The organism is Shewanella sp. SM73 (genome assembly GCF_025653795.1).
GTDB lineage: Bacteria > Pseudomonadota > Gammaproteobacteria > Enterobacterales > Shewanellaceae > Shewanella > Shewanella oncorhynchi.
This window is the reverse complement of record NZ_JAKKRY010000002.1, coordinates 152,486-169,763: the sequence shown is the minus strand read 5'-3', so window position 1 is coordinate 169,763 and position 17,278 is coordinate 152,486. Positions and strand designations below refer to the sequence as shown.

At 45.8% G+C, this 17,278-nt stretch carries 14 protein-coding genes; 5 read left to right on the top strand and 9 right to left on the bottom strand.

The window, feature by feature from the left end; genetic code table 11:
• Positions 1-176: 176 nt before the first annotated feature.
• Entirely contained in the window at positions 177-2,447 is a 2,271-nt protein-coding gene (metE, locus tag L5M51_RS03930) for a 5-methyltetrahydropteroyltriglutamate--homocysteine S-methyltransferase (RefSeq protein ID WP_263171695.1), read from the top strand.
• A gap of 93 nt (positions 2,448-2,540) precedes the next feature.
• Here metE and queG read toward each other — a convergent pair whose 3' ends face one another.
• A complete protein-coding gene (queG, locus tag L5M51_RS03925; protein WP_263171694.1) occupies positions 2,541-3,743 on the bottom strand; it encodes a tRNA epoxyqueuosine(34) reductase QueG in 1,203 nt (400 codons plus the stop codon).
• 174 nt (positions 3,744-3,917) lie between these two features.
• Here queG and L5M51_RS03920 point away from each other — a divergent pair, with 174 nt between their 5' ends.
• Entirely contained in the window at positions 3,918-4,715 is a 798-nt protein-coding gene (locus L5M51_RS03920; RefSeq protein WP_263171692.1) for a substrate-binding periplasmic protein, read from the top strand.
• On the opposite strand, the gene L5M51_RS03915 is transcribed toward L5M51_RS03920, so the two are convergent.
• Positions 4,712-6,568 (bottom strand): diguanylate cyclase, encoded by a 1,857-nt coding sequence (locus L5M51_RS03915; protein ID WP_411569242.1) that lies wholly within the window; start codon positions 6,566-6,568, stop codon positions 4,712-4,714. The genes L5M51_RS03920 and L5M51_RS03915 overlap by 4 nt on opposite strands.
• 220 nt (positions 6,569-6,788) lie before the next feature.
• Here L5M51_RS03915 and L5M51_RS03910 point away from each other — a divergent pair, with 220 nt between their 5' ends.
• Together L5M51_RS03910 and L5M51_RS03905 are read left to right on the top strand one after the other, a co-directional pair.
• Positions 6,789-7,313: a phosphatase PAP2 family protein gene (locus L5M51_RS03910; protein WP_113939058.1), complete on the top strand. Its 525-nt coding sequence runs from the start codon at positions 6,789-6,791 to the stop codon at positions 7,311-7,313.
• A gap of 31 nt (positions 7,314-7,344) precedes the next feature.
• Positions 7,345-7,779, top strand: a complete 435-nt coding sequence (locus tag L5M51_RS03905) for a DUF3069 domain-containing protein (protein WP_105250165.1) — start codon at positions 7,345-7,347, stop codon at positions 7,777-7,779.
• A 132-nt stretch (positions 7,780-7,911) separates the two neighbouring features.
• Here L5M51_RS03905 and L5M51_RS03900 read toward each other — a convergent pair whose 3' ends face one another.
• From L5M51_RS03900 to L5M51_RS03885, 4 genes are all read right to left on the bottom strand, one after another.
• Complete coding sequence (locus tag L5M51_RS03900) at positions 7,912-9,600, bottom strand: NAD-dependent malic enzyme (RefSeq protein ID WP_263171689.1); 1,689 nt, start codon at positions 9,598-9,600, stop codon at positions 7,912-7,914.
• A 269-nt stretch (positions 9,601-9,869) separates the two neighbouring features.
• A complete protein-coding gene (locus L5M51_RS03895; RefSeq protein WP_168824742.1) occupies positions 9,870-10,334 on the bottom strand; it encodes a DUF1456 family protein in 465 nt (154 codons plus the stop codon).
• A gap of 140 nt (positions 10,335-10,474) precedes the next feature.
• Positions 10,475-11,749 carry an Nramp family divalent metal transporter gene (locus tag L5M51_RS03890; RefSeq protein WP_263171688.1) on the bottom strand — a complete coding sequence of 425 codons (1,275 nt, stop codon included), beginning with the start codon at positions 11,747-11,749 and terminating at the stop codon, positions 10,475-10,477.
• Between the two features lie 134 nt (positions 11,750-11,883).
• Positions 11,884-12,423, bottom strand: a complete 540-nt coding sequence (locus L5M51_RS03885; RefSeq protein WP_263171687.1) for a PH domain-containing protein — start codon at positions 12,421-12,423, stop codon at positions 11,884-11,886.
• 242 nt (positions 12,424-12,665) lie between these two features.
• Between L5M51_RS03885 and L5M51_RS03880 the strand changes: the two genes are divergently transcribed.
• Positions 12,666-15,251, top strand: coding sequence for a TonB-dependent receptor (locus L5M51_RS03880; RefSeq protein ID WP_263171686.1), 2,586 nt, complete (start codon positions 12,666-12,668; stop codon positions 15,249-15,251).
• Positions 15,252-15,379: 128 nt separating this feature from the next.
• On the opposite strand, the gene L5M51_RS03875 is transcribed toward L5M51_RS03880, so the two are convergent.
• The 3 genes from L5M51_RS03875 to L5M51_RS03865 all read right to left on the bottom strand — a co-directional run bounded on the left by L5M51_RS03875 (position 15,380) and on the right by L5M51_RS03865 (position 17,277).
• Positions 15,380-15,880: a DUF4447 family protein gene (locus L5M51_RS03875; RefSeq protein ID WP_168824748.1), complete on the bottom strand. Its 501-nt coding sequence runs from the start codon at positions 15,878-15,880 to the stop codon at positions 15,380-15,382.
• 30 nt (positions 15,881-15,910) lie between these two features.
• On the bottom strand, positions 15,911-16,318 hold the full coding sequence (locus tag L5M51_RS03870; protein ID WP_113939053.1) for an SMI1/KNR4 family protein: 408 nt from the start codon (positions 16,316-16,318) through the stop codon (positions 15,911-15,913).
• A gap of 173 nt (positions 16,319-16,491) precedes the next feature.
• Positions 16,492-17,277: a RelA/SpoT domain-containing protein gene (locus L5M51_RS03865; RefSeq protein WP_263171684.1), complete on the bottom strand. Its 786-nt coding sequence runs from the start codon at positions 17,275-17,277 to the stop codon at positions 16,492-16,494.
• Position 17,278: the final 1 nt, after the last annotated feature.

Sequence of the window (17,278 nt, the reverse complement as noted above, 5' to 3'; positions counted from 1 at the left end):
ATGTTGTGCTTGAAATCAATTCGGTTGCTGGGATAGAGACTAACACAATAAACTTCTAGACGTCCAGACGCCCATTGTTATTTATCAAGGCTGAAGTGCTGAAAAGTGCCAAGAGAAAACAATCTGGTGGGTGCAAGTGCCGAATGTGGCTTATCTCAAATAAAGGAAGATAGAGTATGCAATTAAATAGTCTTGGGTTTCCCCGTATTGGGCGTCGTCGTGAATTGAAATTTGCCTTAGAAAAATACTGGCGTGGTGAGAGCACTCAAGCGGAATTACGTGAAGTGGCGAGTGAACTTCGCCGTACCCATTGGCAGTGGCAAGCTGCTGCTGGCATTGAGCAAGTTCCCGTAGGTGATTTTGCCTTTTATGATCAAGTGCTGACCTTAAGCGCGACTTTAAATGCCATTCCTGAGCGCCATCGTGGTGAAGGGGCAATCGAACTAGATACTTTATTCCGTGTTGCCCGCGGCAGAGCGCCAACGGGTCAAGATGCGCCAGCCTCTGAAATGACCAAGTATTTCAATACTAACTATCACTATCTGGTACCTGAGCTCAGCCAAAACCAAGAGTTTTCGATTGCCTATGAGCAGTTCTTTGATGAAGTCAGCGAAGCGCAGTCCTTAGGTTATAAAGCAAAACCTGTGCTACTCGGCCCTGTTAGCTACTTGTTCCTTGCTAAAACCGTGGGCCAAGAGTTTGATAAGTTAAGCTTATTACCCAATTTATTAGCTGCTTATGCTGACATTTTGGCGCGTTTTGCTGCTCAGGGAGTGCATTGGGTACAGCTCGATGAGCCCATTCTCGCATTGGAATTGGATGGCGAATGGCAAGCGGCGATCACTGAGGCGTATCAAGCCCTCAGCATTACGAAGGTGAAGATCCTTCTTACCAGTTATTACGGCGGTATCGCACACCATCAAGCGCTGGTATCGGCCTTGCCGGTCGCGGGGTTGCATGTCGATTTAGTCACAGCGCCGGATCAATTGGCAGTCTTTGCCAATGCGCTTGGTCAAGATCAAATTCTGTCGGCGGGTGTGGTCAATGGCCGCAACGTGTGGGCGGCAGAGGTGGATTTGATTGCCGAACGTATAGGCGCGGTTGCCCGTGATCTCGGAGATCGCTTGTGGATCGGTACTTCTTGCTCACTCCTGCACAGCCCTGTGGATTTAGAGGTGGAAGCCACGCTTGAGCCCGCGCTGCGTCAACAACTCGCGTTTGCGAAGCAGAAATTACTCGAACTGGCCAATGTGCGCCAATTGCTACTGGCACCTGAATCGGTCGCGGCAAAAGAGATTGTGCAAACCTGTTTGGCGCGCCGTGAGGCGAAAGCGCAGGCCGCCGACAGTCAAGTGATTGCCCGCGTTGCCGCGTTGACATCTGCCGATTATGAGCGCGTCAGTGATTTCAGCGTACGCCAAGCAGTGCAGCAGCAGAAATACCGTTTACCTCTGTTGCCGACCACCACCATTGGCTCCTTCCCACAAACACCAGCAATCCGTGGACTACGCAGTCGTTGGCGCAAGGGCGATCTGAGTGATGCACAATATACAGAGCAATTACAACAAGTCACCCGCGATACTATCGACCGCCAGCTTAAACTCGGTATCGATGTACTGGTTCATGGTGAGGCCGAGCGCAACGATATGGTGGAATATTTTGGTGAGCAGCTTGCGGGCGTTGGCTTTACCAAAAATGGTTGGGTGCAAAGTTATGGTTCACGCTGTGTTAAGCCACCGTTGATCTATGGTGATGTTAGTCGTCCAAATGCGATGACGGTTGATTGGGCCGAGTTTGCCCAAAGTCTCACCGACAAGCCTGTAAAAGGCATGCTGACTGGCCCTGTGACGATTCTGCATTGGTCATTCGCCCGTGAAGATATCGGCCGCGATGTGATTGCGACTCAGCTGGCGCTGGCGATTCGTGATGAAGTGGTGGCATTACAAAATGCCGGTATTGGCATTATACAAATCGATGAGCCCGCCTTCCGTGAAGGTCTGCCATTAAAACAAAGTGAGTGGCAAACCTATTTAGATTGGGCGGTTAATGCCTTTAAACTCAGCGCTGCTGGCGTGACTGATGAGACTCAAATCCACACCCACATGTGTTACAGCGAGTTTAACGACACGATTGCTGCGATTGCCGCCATGGATGCCGATGTGATTACTATCGAGACTTCGCGTTCACGGATGGAGTTACTCAACGCCTTTGAAGATTTTGAATATCCAAATGAAATTGGCCCAGGAGTGTATGACATTCATTCGCCAAACACCCCAAGTGTGGAGGCCATGGTGCACTTAATCGAGAAAGCGGCGCAAAAAGTGCCCGTACGTCAGCTATGGGTTAATCCAGATTGCGGCCTAAAAACCCGTACTTGGGATGAAGTTGAACCCGCACTGAAAAACATGGTCGATGCCACGCGAGAACTACGTCGCCGCCTTGGTTAATATTATGCTTGAGTGAAATATTTTTTTACTGCGTTTATTGAGTTAGTAACAGCGGATGCTTATGCATCCGTTGTTTATTGCTTGCCGATTGACTTAAGCATCTCGCGGTAAGCCTTTTTCGATAATGCGCACCATGCGCTCGGTTTTGCGGCGGGCTTTTTGTTGTTCAGTTGTGGTGCTTTCAGCAAGGCGCGATTGCTGGGCATTAAGCGCCCATTCAATATGCTCACGCACTATCTCATCGATATCTTCGCTGTGATTGCGGGCGTTAAGTGCGGCAATAATGCTTGGGCTTGCGGGAGCGTTACCCAGTGCTACTGCAATATTACGTAGCCAACGTTTATGTCCAATGCGACGAATGGCGCTGCCTTCAGTTTGTTTAAGAAACTCGGCCTCGCTCCAAGCAAAAAGGCTGAGAAGGTCAGGTTGCTTTAACTGCGGACGAATATGAAAGTCAGTTTCTTCAGTCAGCGGCGCTTGGCGATTGATGGGACACGCGAGTTGGCAATCATCGCAGCCATAGATGCGATTGCCCATGAGTGGCCTAAATTCTTCGGGAATAGCGCCCTGCAGTTCAATGGTGAGATAGGAAATACAGCGTCTGCCATCGACCACATAAGGTTCTACGATTGCACCCGTTGGGCAGGAGGTGATGCAGGCGACACAAGTGTTACAGCCTTCTTGAATGGGAATATCCACAGGTAGAGGCAAATTGATCAGTAGTTCACCTAAAAAGAACCAACTGCCAGCCTCATGGTTGAGTATGAGTGAGTGTTTACCTGTCCAGCCTATGCCGGCTTTTTCGGCTAAGGGGCGCTCAAGTACTGGCGCTGAGTCAACAAAGGGGCGAAAGTCAGCTGCATCGAAACCGAGAGCAACTAACTCCGCACTGATTTGATCTCCGAGCTTTTTAAGCCGAGCGCGGATCAACTTGTGGTAGTCGCGACCTCCTGCATAACGGGAAATATAACCTAAGTTGGGATCGGTGAGATTCGTTGCAAAGCCAGCTTCGGGTGGTAAATAGTCCATCCGTACGGAGATCACCCGCACTGTGCCCGGATGCAGTTCTTGCGGGCGAGCGCGCATCATGCCATGGGTAGCCATATAGGCCATTTCGCCATGAAAACCTTTGTCTAGCCATGCTTGGAGTTTGGCTTCTTCAGCGGTTAAATCCGTATCGCAAATGCCAACCTGCGCAAATCCGAGTGCTTTTCCCCACGTTTTAATTTGCAGAGCGAGCCGCGACAGCATGCTGGCATAGGATTGGCTGGGGGTTTGATTGGCTAAAGTTGACATGAATTGATGGCAGCGAGGCTCTTGGCTAGGTGGCAATATGATAGCAGTTTTCACTTATTGAGGACGAGTTTACTCAGAAGGGGGCGTGAGGCGATATTTTCTTTGGGGTATTTGTTTATTTGCAGTTGGGATTGAGTCTATGATTAGGTCTAATGTTTATCGTTTGGTATTCGTATGCTGAGTGCGTTTCCCCTTAGGGCGTGTTTTCTTGCGATGAGCTTATTAGGCCTGATGCCTAATCTTGTTTTTGCGGCGCCTGACAAGTTGAAATTGGTGACCGAAGCTTGGCCTCCCATGAGTTACGAGCAAAATGGTGTGCCGCAAGGTTTTGCGGTGGACTTAGTCAATACTTTGCAATCAAGACTGGGTCAGAGTGAAAAAATTGATGTGTTACCTTGGGCTCGGGCGTATTCGATTGCCAATACCTCAGCGAACGTTTTACTTTTTGCTACGTCAATTAATGATGAGCGAGCTGAGCAGTTTGATTTTATCGGTCCTATTGCGACCAGCAAAATTGCATTGTACGCAAGGGCGGCAGATCCCATCGCTCTCGATCAACTTGCTGAACTTCAATCGACAGATATTGTGGGGGTTTATCGGGAATCGGCGGGTGCGCAGTTGCTACAACAAGCGGGCGTGGATAATTTGCTGGTGGCGAGTTTTCCACAGCAATCGGCGAAACAGTTGCTGTTTTCTCGAATTCGTTTTTGGTGCCAGGCGGATCTTGCGGTAAAGCAGATACTCGAAGAAGTGGATGCGAGTGAGACAGATATCCGCCAAGTGTTTGTAGTATCGGAGATTAATCTCTATTTAGCTTTTTCTAAAGGGACATCGGCGGCAACCGTTATCAGTTGGCAAACAGAGCTTGAGAAAATGAAAGACTCAGGTGAATTTAGTCGTTTGTATCAGACATGGTTTGGCACTTTGCCACCGCCATTACAACATCAAGTGTTTTGGCATAAGGCCGTTTAATTCTCTCTTAAAGCCTCATTCTTGGCTGATTTCACACAATTTCTGCCCGCATTTTTAGCCTCATAAAGAGCATTGTCGGCCCGCTTTAGCAAGGTGGCAAAATCTTTATCTTGATATGCATCTTCAGTATTATTTTGTGGTTCTAAAGTGGCGACACCAGCGCTAACGGTCAATTTGAGTTCTGCTGGTAAATTCTGTGCGCTAAGGCAGCTAATATGGTTCTGCAATTGATGCGCCAGCGCTAACGCACCTGTGGCATCAGTGTTAGGCAATAGGATTAAAAACTCTTCACCACCGATGCGGCCAACGAGGTCTTTATTACCCGATAAGGCTCGGCCTGCATTTGCAATGGTCATAAGGGCGCGATCGCCTAATTCATGGCCGAAGCTATCGTTGATTTTTTTGAAGTGATCCGCATCAAAAATAATTACTGAAAAAGGGCTTTGATGTTTTAAGGCTTGCTGAAAATATTTCGCGGCTTGGGCATAAATATGCCGACGATTAGGGAGTTTGGTAAGGTAATCCGTGAGGGCAATAACTTGCAGTTGGCGATTTCTATGTACTTGTTTATAAGCGAATATAGACACTATCGTCAGGATAAAGCCCGCTAGTAATAGGATAATGTGTTGCAGTGATTTGTTCTTTTCGAGTAGCGCGAGCTCTTGTTCTTTAAGGTTTTGGTTTTCAATCAAGCGTTGATTTTCAGATTCAATCCGACTGGTATCAAACTTGACCTTTAATTCTGTCGTATGATGGGAGAGAGAATTGCCATCGACTTTTTTTGTTAGGGTAACAAATTCTTGCAGCGCTCCGTAGGCGGCAGATAAATCATTCATCGCCACATATATGTTACTTTTAAGCTGCAGCAGTTGAGTGAGTCCCCGATTATTCTGCAGAGTGCGAAAGGCTTTTTCCCCTTGCTCAAGTTCGGTAAGCGCCTCTTTATAGCGAGCTTGTTGAAACTTTATATCGGCCATAAAAAGCTTCATGAAGCTGTAATCGGTCAGATCTTTTTCATTAATAACAGTATCGGCTTCGATTAAATACTTTTCGGCTTCGTTTAGACGATTGAGTTTGATTAAGCTGTAGGCAATATTCGTTGCCATAGTTGCTGCCACTTTTTCCTGCTGATGTTCCTTGAAGTATTGATAACTTACTAAGAAATTATCTACGGCCTGTTGATGTTCACCGAGTTCATCTAAGGCAAGGCCAATGTCCGAGTTGACATACATTGCCTGTTCTTGGTTATTGTTTTTTAGATAGAGAGCTTTGAGTTTGGTGTAATAGCGGATTGCACTTTGGGGATCGCCATAACGTCTAAAACTGGTAGCAACATCGGCAAGGTTAATGTTAGCCCAACCGCTTAAATTGAGTGATTCATAGAGATCTTGTGCAGTGACGAGATCGTCTAATGCCGCAGAAAAATCGCCAATATAAGAGTAAAGTGCGCCGCGAATGCTGCGCGAGTCGGCGATTAGCTTAAGGTCTTCATGCTCATAGGCACGTTTAACACTGAGATTATAGCCTTCCATCGCGCCATCCATATCACCACTTAATTGCAGAAACCAAGAGCGGCAGAGCGTGAGGTCGGTAATGAAATGGGGGGAGGCGGTTGGCGGAATATTGCTCAGTGCTTGGTTAGTATTTTTAAGTGCCAGTGCAATAGCTGTGTCGTTTTCTGTATTCTGATCCCAGCATTTAAGCAGTTGCAGCTTTTCATGACGGGTGACATCGTCAGTCGAAATTAGTTTGCTTAATAACACTAGATTGCTTTCGATTTCTTCACGGGTCATAGGGACGCCGCTTTCAAATCTTGCAAATATTTTATCAACCTGAGTCTTTTCTTCTGCCATAGCGTTGCTGAGCGGCAGTAGAAGCAGCAATAAGGAGAATGATAAATACCTAAGTTGATGTAGCAAAAAAGATTCCTGTTCGCATTAAAATCAATAGCTAATTATTAGCTTAGCATAACTTGTTTGTTCATTTTTAATATAGATGTATAGCAATTTTGCATTCGGTTAATGATCAAGGTATAAACTCCGCCTTGGTTATTATCCCACAAAGGAATCACCCTTGAAGAAATTACTCTGTGCTGCATTATTCATGATGAGTGGCACTAGTTGGGCAGGCTCAGATTTAGAAACCTCTGGCGATGTATTGCATTTATTATTACCCGCTACTGCGATGGGTGCGACCTTGTTTTATGAAGAGGGTTATGATGGTAGTTGGCAGTTAATTCAGGCAGCGGTGTCGAGTCGGTTAATTGTTGAAGGTCTTAAGTATGGTGTGAGTAAAGACAGGCCAGACGATAGTGGCGATGATTCGTTTCCATCGGGTCATACCTCAGACAGCTTTATGGCGGCGACGTTTATTCAGCAGCGCTATGGTTGGCAATATGGTTTACCTGCCTATGTTGCCGCATCTTATGTTGGCTATACCCGAGTGGCGAGTGACCAACATTACCTCGAGGATGTGTTAGCTGGCGCGGCGATTGGCGCGCTAGCGGGTTGGTATTTTACTCAACCCTATGAGGGGATTACAGTTACGCCGATTGCGGGTAACGGCGTTTATGGTTTATATGTGAGTGGCCAGTTTTAAGTCTATTTTTGGGATGCGAATCGAGATTTTTATGAGTGAATTATCAGCTGTTTACCGTGAAACTGCCGAGCAGATTTCTTACAATGTTGCGAATAAAGTGTTACCAATGGCGAAATTACCGGGTGACTTATTAGCAGCGTACCAAGGTTTGTGTGCCGAACTGTTGGAAGACAGGGAAGGTAAATTTAGCCAAGCTTGGGCATCTTTACCTGCCAGTGCGCGTAATCTAATGGAACAAGCCGCATTCCACGGTTTCTATATCGCGAATGCTTGGTTGCAATTGAGTCGTGTCGCCCAAGAAATTTCTGAGCAAGCCGATACCGATAGTGCAATCCAAGAGCAAGAATATAATGGCATTTTTACGCGTTTAGCCGATGAATCGCTCAAAGAAAGCCTACGTAAGTTGAAGAAAGCGCGTACCGATCGCGCTTTGCTCAATAGCTTTAAACAGGTGATGGCGCCTTAGTTTTTATTGAAATAAGCGCTGAGTCTGAAAATCAAAAAGCCCGTCACTTTGCAATGACGGGCTTTTTGTTGGCACAAACGCTTAGCTAAAGCTGCTTTGCCACGACTTAAGTCGCGGCAACGCTATCTATGCTTAGAACGAAGTGCGTTTGTAACGGCGATATTCTGGACTCCAGAAATTGCCTTCAATCGACTGCTGTAAGATCTCATCGCTCATTGGCAGCGTTAACCCTTGTTCAACTGCGACTTTACCTACGGCGAAAGCAATATGCTTACTCACCGCATGGATATCTTCCAGTTTAGGCAGTAGTGGACCTGTACCATTGATTGCCAGTGGCGAACATTCGGCAAGTGCGCGACTTGAAGCCATTAGCATGGCATCGGATACGTGACGTGCGCCAGAAGCTAATACGCCTAAGCCAATACCTGGGAAGATAAAGCTGTTGTTGCACTGGGCAATTTCATAGGTTTCACCATCGACAACCACAGGCTCGAATGGGCTGCCCGTAGCGACGAGTGCTTGACCTGAGGTCCAATGCAAAATGTCCTTCGGTGTCGCTTCTACGCGGCTGGTGGGGTTCGACATAGGGAAAATAATCGGGCGAGCACAATGGCTGTGCATAGCGCGGATGATTTCTTCGGTGAAGAGACCCGGAACGCCAGATACCCCAATCAGCACTGTCGGCTTGGCGTTGTTAACCACATCGAGCAGTGAAATATTGTCGCTGAAATTGCTCCAATTTTGGATGTTGGTGCATTTCTGCGCCAATTTTTGCTGGAATGGCAACAGGTTAGGCATGTTGTCCAGCAATAAGCCCCAACGGTCAACCATACACACTTGAGTGCGAGCTTGCTCGTCGCTGATCCCTTCAGACACCATTTGTGCCACGATAGCTTCGGCAATACCGCAACCGGCACTACCAGCACCGAGGAAGGCGATACGTTGTTGATTCAATTCAGTGCCGGCAGCCTTACACGCGGCGAGCAAGCAACCAACGGCAACCGCAGCAGTGCCTTGAATATCATCGTTAAAGCAGCAATAGCGATCCTTATAACGCTCTAGGATCGGCATGGCATTCTTTTGGGCAAAGTCTTCGAACTGGATCAAAGTGTCTGGCCAACGCACATGTACAGCTTGCATAAAGGCTTCGATAAACTCGGCATATTCTTCGCCACCGATGCGTGGATGGCGCCAACCCATATACATAGGATCTTCTAACAACTGCGGATTATCTGTGCCTACATCTAAGGTAATAGGCAGGGTATAAGCCGGACTGATACCGCCACAGCTAGTGTAGAGTGACAGCTTACCGATAGGGATCCCCATGCCGCCAATACCTTGATCGCCAAGGCCTAAAATACGTTCACCATCAGTGACTACGATAATTTTAACTTTTTGACGAGTCGAGTTATTGAGGATGTCATCGATCCTATCTTTGTTTGGATAGGAGATAAACAAACCACGGTTGCGGCGATAGTTTTTCGAGAAACGTTCACAAGCTAAACCTACCGTCGGCGTATAGATGATGGGCATCATCTCGCTGATGTTATTTTGCACTAAACGATAAAATAAGGTCTCGTTTGTGTCTTGGATATTACGTAGGTAAATATGCTTGTCTAAGTCGTTATTGAAACTTCTAAATTGATCGTAGGCGCGAGAAGCCTGCTCCTCAATCGTTTCAATGGCATAGGGGACTAAGCCTTCGAGGTTAAAGAAAATACGCTCTTCTTCAGAAAATGCACTGCCCTTGTTAATCAGTGGGGCTTCAAGAATGGCAGGTCCTGCAAACGGAAGATAGAGGGGGCGTTTATTATCGTCCATGGGTAACCTTTTGAGTTATTGTTTAAGTGGTCAATACGTGCTGTAAGTCACGTAAGGTTATCATGAAATGTGATCTTTGTTGTCCGTGGAACGAGGTATTTGTGGTTTTTTTTGCAGCAGTAAAAAAGTCAGCTGTTTTAAACAGGATTTCTGAGGTTGTTGAGATGGAATTGTTAAGGTCTTGTTTATATCCAAACAAGCTCAGGTGTAGATAAAAACGGATATAAAAAAACGCAGCCTAAGCTGCGTTTTATGTCATAAGTTTAGCGTTATACGCCGCGATACTTAAGTGATAAGCCGCGGATAAAGTTACGCAGTATTTGATCGCCACACTCTTTAAAATTCTTGTGGTCTGGATTGCGGAACAGGGCGCTTAGCTCTGATTTTGACATTTGCACTTCGGCTAAAGCCAAAGCTGCTACTATGTCTTCTTCACGCATTTCGAGGGCAACTCTCAGTTTTTTAAAGATGAGGTTGTTGTTTAAACGTGAAACGGGCGCTGGAATTTCTGCACCTTCACGTAGACCGCGCTTCTCTATGATAAGACCATCTAAAAACTGACATAAGGTCGTGTCGTTACAAGCTTTATAACCTTCTTCCTCTTCTTTACGTAGAAGATCAATCATCTCTTCGACAGGCACTTCTCTTCCAGCTTTAGCAAAAATTTTAATCATTTTTGCATTGCTAAAATCAAACACGAAGCGCAAACGGCGCAAAATATCATTATTAATCATGGTCATCTCTTGGCGCGGCTGCGCTGTCTGGTTTAAGAGCCCGCATTATATACCCAAACCACCTTAATTGCAGAATTCAGCGGGAATTTAATGGCAGTTAGTTAAGGCCATTTATTGCTCCGGCATAAACATTCTGGCAATTAACCTTTAATGATGTTGTACCAATAGATAAACAGTGCCGCGAAAATCAGTAGATAAATCAGGCCAAACCAAGAGAGTAGTTTCATCTTAGCGCCGTATCTATCGGCCTCGGGGAGCTGTTTGCTGGTCATTAAGCGGTAATTTAACCAAGCAAAAATGACTGTGGTCATAAAGGCCAAGATCATCACAAACTCGAGTAACGGTAAGAGTGCACCTTTAAAGAAGAGGAGCAGCAATAAGCCAAAGGCACTGATGGCGAGCATGATCCCTGTGAGACGTTTGTCTGAACTGGCCTTTGAGGTGAGTAACTGCCAGCCCATATCTAAGGTACGGCTATAGCCATCAATCACTGTAACTGTTGTGCTGAAAATACACAGAAATGCCACAATACCAATAAGATAACGACTCTCGCCGCCCATCACTTGGCTGTAAAGATTAATCAATTGATTAGCAAACTGCGCGCCGGAATCTGAAAAGTGTTCGCCACTGCCGTGCATCACTAAAGCGCCCAAGGACAAAAACACGATCGCGAGGATCGCGGTGATGATGTAGCCTAAGTTAAAGTCGAGCAGTGCCTGCGCTTTCGTGACCGTCTGGCTTTTTTGTTTTTCGAGCAACCAGAGAGAATTCCAAGCGCTGACTTCAATCGGTGCTGGCATCCAACCCATCATGGCGACCAAAAATCCCACATGGGCCCATTGCCAAGGTGAAGGAGAGACAAAATTGCTCGCTAATGGTTGAGCGTGATCCCAAGCCAAGGCCACGGCAATTAAGGTGGTTAAGGTTAGGGCGAACATGATGATCTTAGTGAGTCTATCAAGCAGTTGATAATGGCCTAAAATCAGTAAAGCCAATGAACTCAGCAATACCAGTAGGGCTAACCAATCGATGGGGAGCGGAATAAATTGGGTCAACATAGCGGCGGTTAACATGCACACCCCTGCTGTACTGGCAATGGCGGCGATCACATTGAGCCCAGTAAACAGCAGTAAGTAACCTCGGCCCTGTTTTTGGTAGCCGTGCAGTAGACTCTCCCCTGTGGCAGCTGTGTAGCGTGCGCCAGCTGCAAAGAAGGGATACTTAAGTAAATTTACCCCAAGAATAACCCAAGCCAGTTGCCAACCAAATTCGGCGCCCGCCCGAGTCGAGGCGACTAAATGGGATGCGCCAATCGCCGCGGCAGCCATAAGAACACCTGGGCCCATGGCTTTAATGCCGAGAGTTAGGTGTGTCATCCAAGAGGATGAAGGAGAAGTTACTGAAGATTCTGTCATGTCGTTATTAAAAATGCCTGTTGAAAATTAATCTGGGGAATCGAATAAGCCCTCATGCTAAAGCCGCGCTAACGCTAAGTGAGTGGCTCAACATTAAAGGTAAAGTGATTGAACTAAAAGTCGTTTTATTCAATTTATCTGTTTAATTTTTGGCTGAGTAAAGTTTCAATGCGTTTTAAGCTTGCAGCCATTTCGACTACGATTTGTAATAGCGTATTATCTGGCTGTGCCGATGGGATTGTTGGGTGCAAGGGTTGGGTAAGCCGTTCTTTTTGTTCTAATACGCGGGCTCTAAATCGAGGCGCATCGACTATGCCGACTAAGCTTATCAATGCGCCTGCGCCCGATTGCCCTGCGGTTTCTACCGTGAGTTTATGCAGACCAAATAGGCGCATAATTGGGCCTTGGATCAATGCCATATCGGTAATTTTGTCCAAAGGCACTGTGTTTTCAGTACGAGTTAATATGCCCCTCCTGACAATAAGTTTATTGCTGGTGAGCTCGGCACTCATATTGCGAATATAGCGGCGAGTCCCCCAGAGCCCGATTGGAAACCAAAGTAATAACAAGGGAATACCTATTATGCTTAGGCTGAAATAGGCGGCGCCTGAAAGCAACCAATACCAACCTAAATGGGTTTCAAACTCTGCTTGATAAATAATCTTGTCTTCCATATTTCTTCCTTTAATTCTGATATTCAAATACTGCGACTTGTCTTGTAGGTTGAATTTTTAGTGCTTAGACCTTCTTTGATTCTCGTATGAGGAAAATACACTGCCTCAAATGTAACAAAAGCTTAACTTTTATTTCTCTGCCATTGACTTTGGTTTGTAACTCATTACCTTGTGTATTGTTAATTTAGGGTTTTCTTATTGTTAAAATAATTTTAATGAGATAAATAAAACAAGGGAAATGTATGAACAGACCTCAGATTCTACCCAGTGCTTGTGCAATCGCAATTGCTATGGCATATGCGCCAACAGTGGCCCATGCTGCCGATAAAGGTGCAGAAAAAGTTGAACGTATTGAAGTAACGGGTTCCCGTATTAAACGTACCGATATTGAAGGCCCTTCCCCTATTCAATCGATCAGTAAAGACGATATTGCCAATATGGGATTTGATAACCTGCAGCAATTACTTGAACGCATGCCTGCCAATGGTGCTGGCGCGTTTTCTACCCGAGGAAACAGCCAAGATTCAACCGCCAACGGCGGCGCATCTATCAGCCTACGTGGTTTAGGCCCAGACGCGACCTTAGTGTTAATTAACGGTCGTCGTGTTGCGGCGAGTGCTTTTGCCGAAGGTATCACTAATTCCTTTGTTGATATCAATAATATTCCGGTATCAGCTATTGAACGTATCGACATACTGAAGGACGGTGCATCGGCTATTTATGGTTCTGATGCGATCGCGGGTGTGGTTAACATTGTTCTGAAAAAAGATATTGAAGGCATTGAGGTCAATCTTGGCTACGGTGATGCTTCAGGCACTGGCTACGATGAAACGACAGCGAATATGGTGTGGGGGATGAAGTCCGATAAGGGCAGTGCTTCCGTTATCCTCGACTATTTCAAAAATGATACTTTAGCTGCGACTGATTTAGGACGTTTTGGTGTTTCAAATCAATCACCTTATGGTGGTGAAGATTTTCGTTCTTCCCGTGGTTTTCCTGGGTATTTCTATGTTGATGGTGTTAAAACTATCGATCCTGCTTGTCCTGCTGATAGTGCAACCGCGAGTGGAAGTTGTTTATTTGAGTACGGCTCATACAATTTTGTTGCGCCGGCTGCGGAGCGCGTAGGGGCTATTGGCCAATTTGACTATCATTTTAATGATGATTTAACAGCATTTTTAGAGTTAGCGGCGCAGCACAATACCTCAATCGCAGGTGGAGCACCGACACCACTTGACGAGGATGCTGGTTTAACTGTACCTGGATCTCACCCGAATAATCCTTGGGGGAAAGATATTGAAATTGGTCGCTTCCGTACGGTTGATGCGGGGGCGCGACGTTGGGATATTGAATCTGATAGTTTACGTTTAGTTGCTGGTTTACGTGGTGTAGTAAAAGAGTGGGATTGGGAAGCTTCTGTTCAAAAAGGTCGCAGTGAGTCGACTCAAACGGGTGATCGCAGCCAAGGCTGGGTAAGAACAGATTATTTGCAACGTGAAATTGATGCGGGTCGTTACAATCCTTTCGGCGGCACGATGAACTCACAAGAGGTCATTGACGCTATTACCACCAGTTTAGTACGCCAAGGTTTGTCAAACATGACATCTTATGCGGCTAACATATCTGGTCAAGCATTTACCTTGGCTGGTCGCGACATTATGATGGCGGCGGGAGCTGAATATCGCGAAGAAGATGTCAGTGATGTGCCCGATGAGCAATTCCAACGTGGATTGATTTTTGGTACTGAAGCTGTCTCTGCGGCAGCATCCCGTGAGCAATATGCCGCTTATATGGAATTATCTATTCCAGTCACGGATAACTTCGAGTTGCAACTCGCTGGTCGATATGATCATTACAGCGATTTTGGTTCAACGACTAACCCTAAAGTTGCCTTTCAATGGGGAGTGACCGACGAGTTAACGGCGCGTGCGTCTTGGTCAACAGGCTTCCGTGCACCCTCGTTAGCGCAGATAGGTCTTGGTCCATCTCGCGAAAGTAGTTTCTTTGTCGATACTTACCGTTGCGCTGCCGATAATGTTGATTGTGAAGCCTTAGATTACAACACTGAATTTGAAGGTAACTCTGAGCTGGATGCTGAAGAATCCGAAACTTGGAACGTCGGTATGATCTGGGCGCCGAGTCAGACGTTTGATGTGGGTTTTGATATCTTTAGCATCACGCAAGACAACAAAATTGATAAACAGCCATTAGGCGATATCTATACTGCAAATTGTAACGATCAAAATAGCACTGTGTGCGAGCGCTTAGCGCCACAGCTAGGTCAAACTTTAGGACCGATCAGTATTATCCATTCAAGCTTTATCAACTTAAGCTCTCAAGATGTACAAGGGATGGATGTCTCTAGTCATTATGGTTTTGAGTTAGATAGCTATGGGGATTTGAAGTTTGGCTTAGAGTACAGCTACTTACATAATTTTGAGAAAGATGGTCTGGATTACACGGGGGAGTATAAGTTTCCTCAACATCGCTGGTTACTCACCACTAACTGGACTATGGATAATTTTGCCGCCAATATTAATTTGAGTTACATCGGTGAATTTGAAGATACCCCAGATCTCAATTTCGATGGTGTACTTGATTTTGAAAGTAATAAGTCTCGTATGATCGACTCTCAATTATTGGTCGACATGTCTGGTACTTATCGCTTCAATGAAATGTTCAAGCTGACACTAGGCGTGAACAACGTATTTGATGAAGAGCCACCATTTGCTATCGGTGACGGTGATACGGATCTCTACGGCTATGTTATTTCAGTACATAATCCTATGGGCCGCTACATTTACACTAAATTCACGATGAACTTCTAACTACCGCTTAGCGTCATTTCATTCGGAATGGTGCGTCATTTATGATGGGTGGTGTGATCTCTAATAAAAAAGGCCAATAATGATATTGGCCTTTATTTTTATAGGGTTAAAACTTGTGACGGTTGAGTTTATAACTGAGTCGCTGCCCACTTTGCGCGACTTTCGCGGCTTTCACTCATTTTGGTCGGTTCACGGAAGGCTTTGTAGGCCTCCACGTCGAGAGCCACTAGGCTGACGTCGACTTCTAGGACCAGTTTGCACTCTTTCTTAATGCGCCAAGCTGCCGTGTTGTACAGCTCAGTAAAAGGCAGTGAACTTAAGAATTCGGGGTTGTATTGTGTGTAAACCGCTTGAGTGGGGTAGACCACGAAGGCTAAGTGACGCTTAGGTTCTTTCTTAAATAGTTCTTCGATACCATCGCAGGTGTTGAGCACTTGCATCTCAATGATGTCATCAATATCAAGCAGTTTCTTTTGCGCCAGATCAGGTGCCAGTTGTTCACCGCTTTCCCAGGCGAGTACATCGGCTTCGCTATGGTTAGTCAGAGCACCAACTTGAGCCGCGCTTAAGCTGAGTGACTGGCGTAAGTAGCTCATTTCGATGGCATTCAAGCCAATGTTCTTAGACATAATCGTGTTCTCAATGCAATAAAAGTAAAATTAGTATTTGATCTTTAACCAGATTTCTTCAACCCATTCCCAAAACGACTCCCAATAGATATCGGTAAAGTCGCCGTTTTTCCAGAAATGTACTTGACCATCTTGGTCGATACAGTAAAAAGCATCACCTTGCTGACAAATGGCAATCATGTCCCTTGGCATACCGATGGACCACGCATAGCAAGTCACTTCGGGCAGGTAGGTGTGCGAGTAGGGATCCGATGCTGTTACTGGCTCTATCGTGCCGTAAATCACATCACTGGCATACAGCAGGTATTCTTTTAGCTCCCTTGGCAATGAAATCAGGATTTGCTCTTCGACTTCGACGAGCTGCTCAAATGTGGGTAATTCGAGTGGTACAGGAACAGTTTCGCTGCGTTCTTGGAGTTGCTCAATAATGTCGTGCATGGCATTTCCTGCTGATAGGGCTATGGCGCGGGATTATATACTTAAAAAGACGTTCGATGCGAGAGAGTGCATTTTTCAGCTTATTTTTAATATGTTTTTTCAGGCACTGTAAAATATAAAAAAAGGCGCTGGCACCTTTACAGATAACCAGCGCAAGAGTGGAAGCTTTTTAGTTAAGCGACTGAGGCTCTTAATAAACTGGCTTCATCAACCCGTTTATAGTTAAGCCATGCCTTGTGGTACAACTTATGTGATTCTTGACGTAATTGGGCAATCTGCGCGAGTTCAAACTCACTTAGTGAACGTTGTTGTTTACGAGCATTGGCCTCAATCCTTTGTACTTTTTCATATACCTTGTGTTCAGGACCATTTTTGATATCAGCGATATCCTGTAGGTGTAACTGCACTTCAGCAATCATGCCTGATTGGGGTAAGCGTACCAGTAGATTGAGATCGCGATAGCCGGAGGCTTTAGGTTCGGCAAAGCGGTTTTTTTGTTTCACAACTTGGGTGTGCTCATTCAAAGTTTGGTAGGCCTGCATCAGATCTTGAATGCTGTCGGTCACAATACTTGCCCTTGCAAGGTCGGTAATTTGGCTGGCATCACCGTTAAATTTTGTGGCCACTTTATCGGCTGCTCTTTGGTAACTCTTTACTGGCGGAACAATCACTTGTGCCTGTGAATAATGGGCAATCTTGGTGAGTAATTGAGCGAGCTCAGCTTGTGCATCATAGGCTTGGTGATGGAGCACGGATAAGTCATTCGAGGATTGATGAGGCGCATCGAAGGTCTGACTGCTGAGTGCATATAGACCTTGTAGGTCATGGCTTGATGCCTGTTTTGCACTGTAATTACCACGTTCTGCTTTACTGTCACTGATGTCGAGAGGATTTGCTACACCAGCGCGGCTCGATAATAAGAGTAGAAAAATAAAAAAGGTACGAAATAACTTAGTCATG

Excerpts from the sequence above, each read along its gene's own strand:
- metE (WP_263171695.1), top strand. The coding sequence starts at position 177 with ATGCAATTAAATAGTCTTGGGTTTCCCCGTATTGGGCGTCGTCGTGAA.
- queG (WP_263171694.1), bottom strand. The coding sequence starts at position 3,743 with ATGTCAACTTTAGCCAATCAAACCCCCAGCCAATCCTATGCCAGCATG.
- L5M51_RS03920 (WP_263171692.1), top strand. The coding sequence starts at position 3,918 with ATGCTGAGTGCGTTTCCCCTTAGGGCGTGTTTTCTTGCGATGAGCTTA.
- L5M51_RS03915 (WP_411569242.1), bottom strand. The coding sequence starts at position 6,568 with ATGGCAGAAGAAAAGACTCAGGTTGATAAAATATTTGCAAGATTTGAA.
- L5M51_RS03905 (WP_105250165.1), top strand. The coding sequence starts at position 7,345 with ATGAGTGAATTATCAGCTGTTTACCGTGAAACTGCCGAGCAGATTTCT.
- L5M51_RS03900 (WP_263171689.1), bottom strand. The coding sequence starts at position 9,600 with ATGGACGATAATAAACGCCCCCTCTATCTTCCGTTTGCAGGACCTGCC.
- L5M51_RS03895 (WP_168824742.1), bottom strand. The coding sequence starts at position 10,334 with ATGATTAATAATGATATTTTGCGCCGTTTGCGCTTCGTGTTTGATTTT.
- L5M51_RS03890 (WP_263171688.1), bottom strand. The coding sequence starts at position 11,749 with ATGACAGAATCTTCAGTAACTTCTCCTTCATCCTCTTGGATGACACAC.
- L5M51_RS03885 (WP_263171687.1), bottom strand. The coding sequence starts at position 12,423 with ATGGAAGACAAGATTATTTATCAAGCAGAGTTTGAAACCCATTTAGGT.
- L5M51_RS03880 (WP_263171686.1), top strand. The coding sequence starts at position 12,666 with ATGAACAGACCTCAGATTCTACCCAGTGCTTGTGCAATCGCAATTGCT.
- L5M51_RS03875 (WP_168824748.1), bottom strand. The coding sequence starts at position 15,880 with ATGTCTAAGAACATTGGCTTGAATGCCATCGAAATGAGCTACTTACGC.
- L5M51_RS03870 (WP_113939053.1), bottom strand. The coding sequence starts at position 16,318 with ATGCACGACATTATTGAGCAACTCCAAGAACGCAGCGAAACTGTTCCT.
- L5M51_RS03865 (WP_263171684.1), bottom strand. The coding sequence starts at position 17,277 with ATGACTAAGTTATTTCGTACCTTTTTTATTTTTCTACTCTTATTATCG.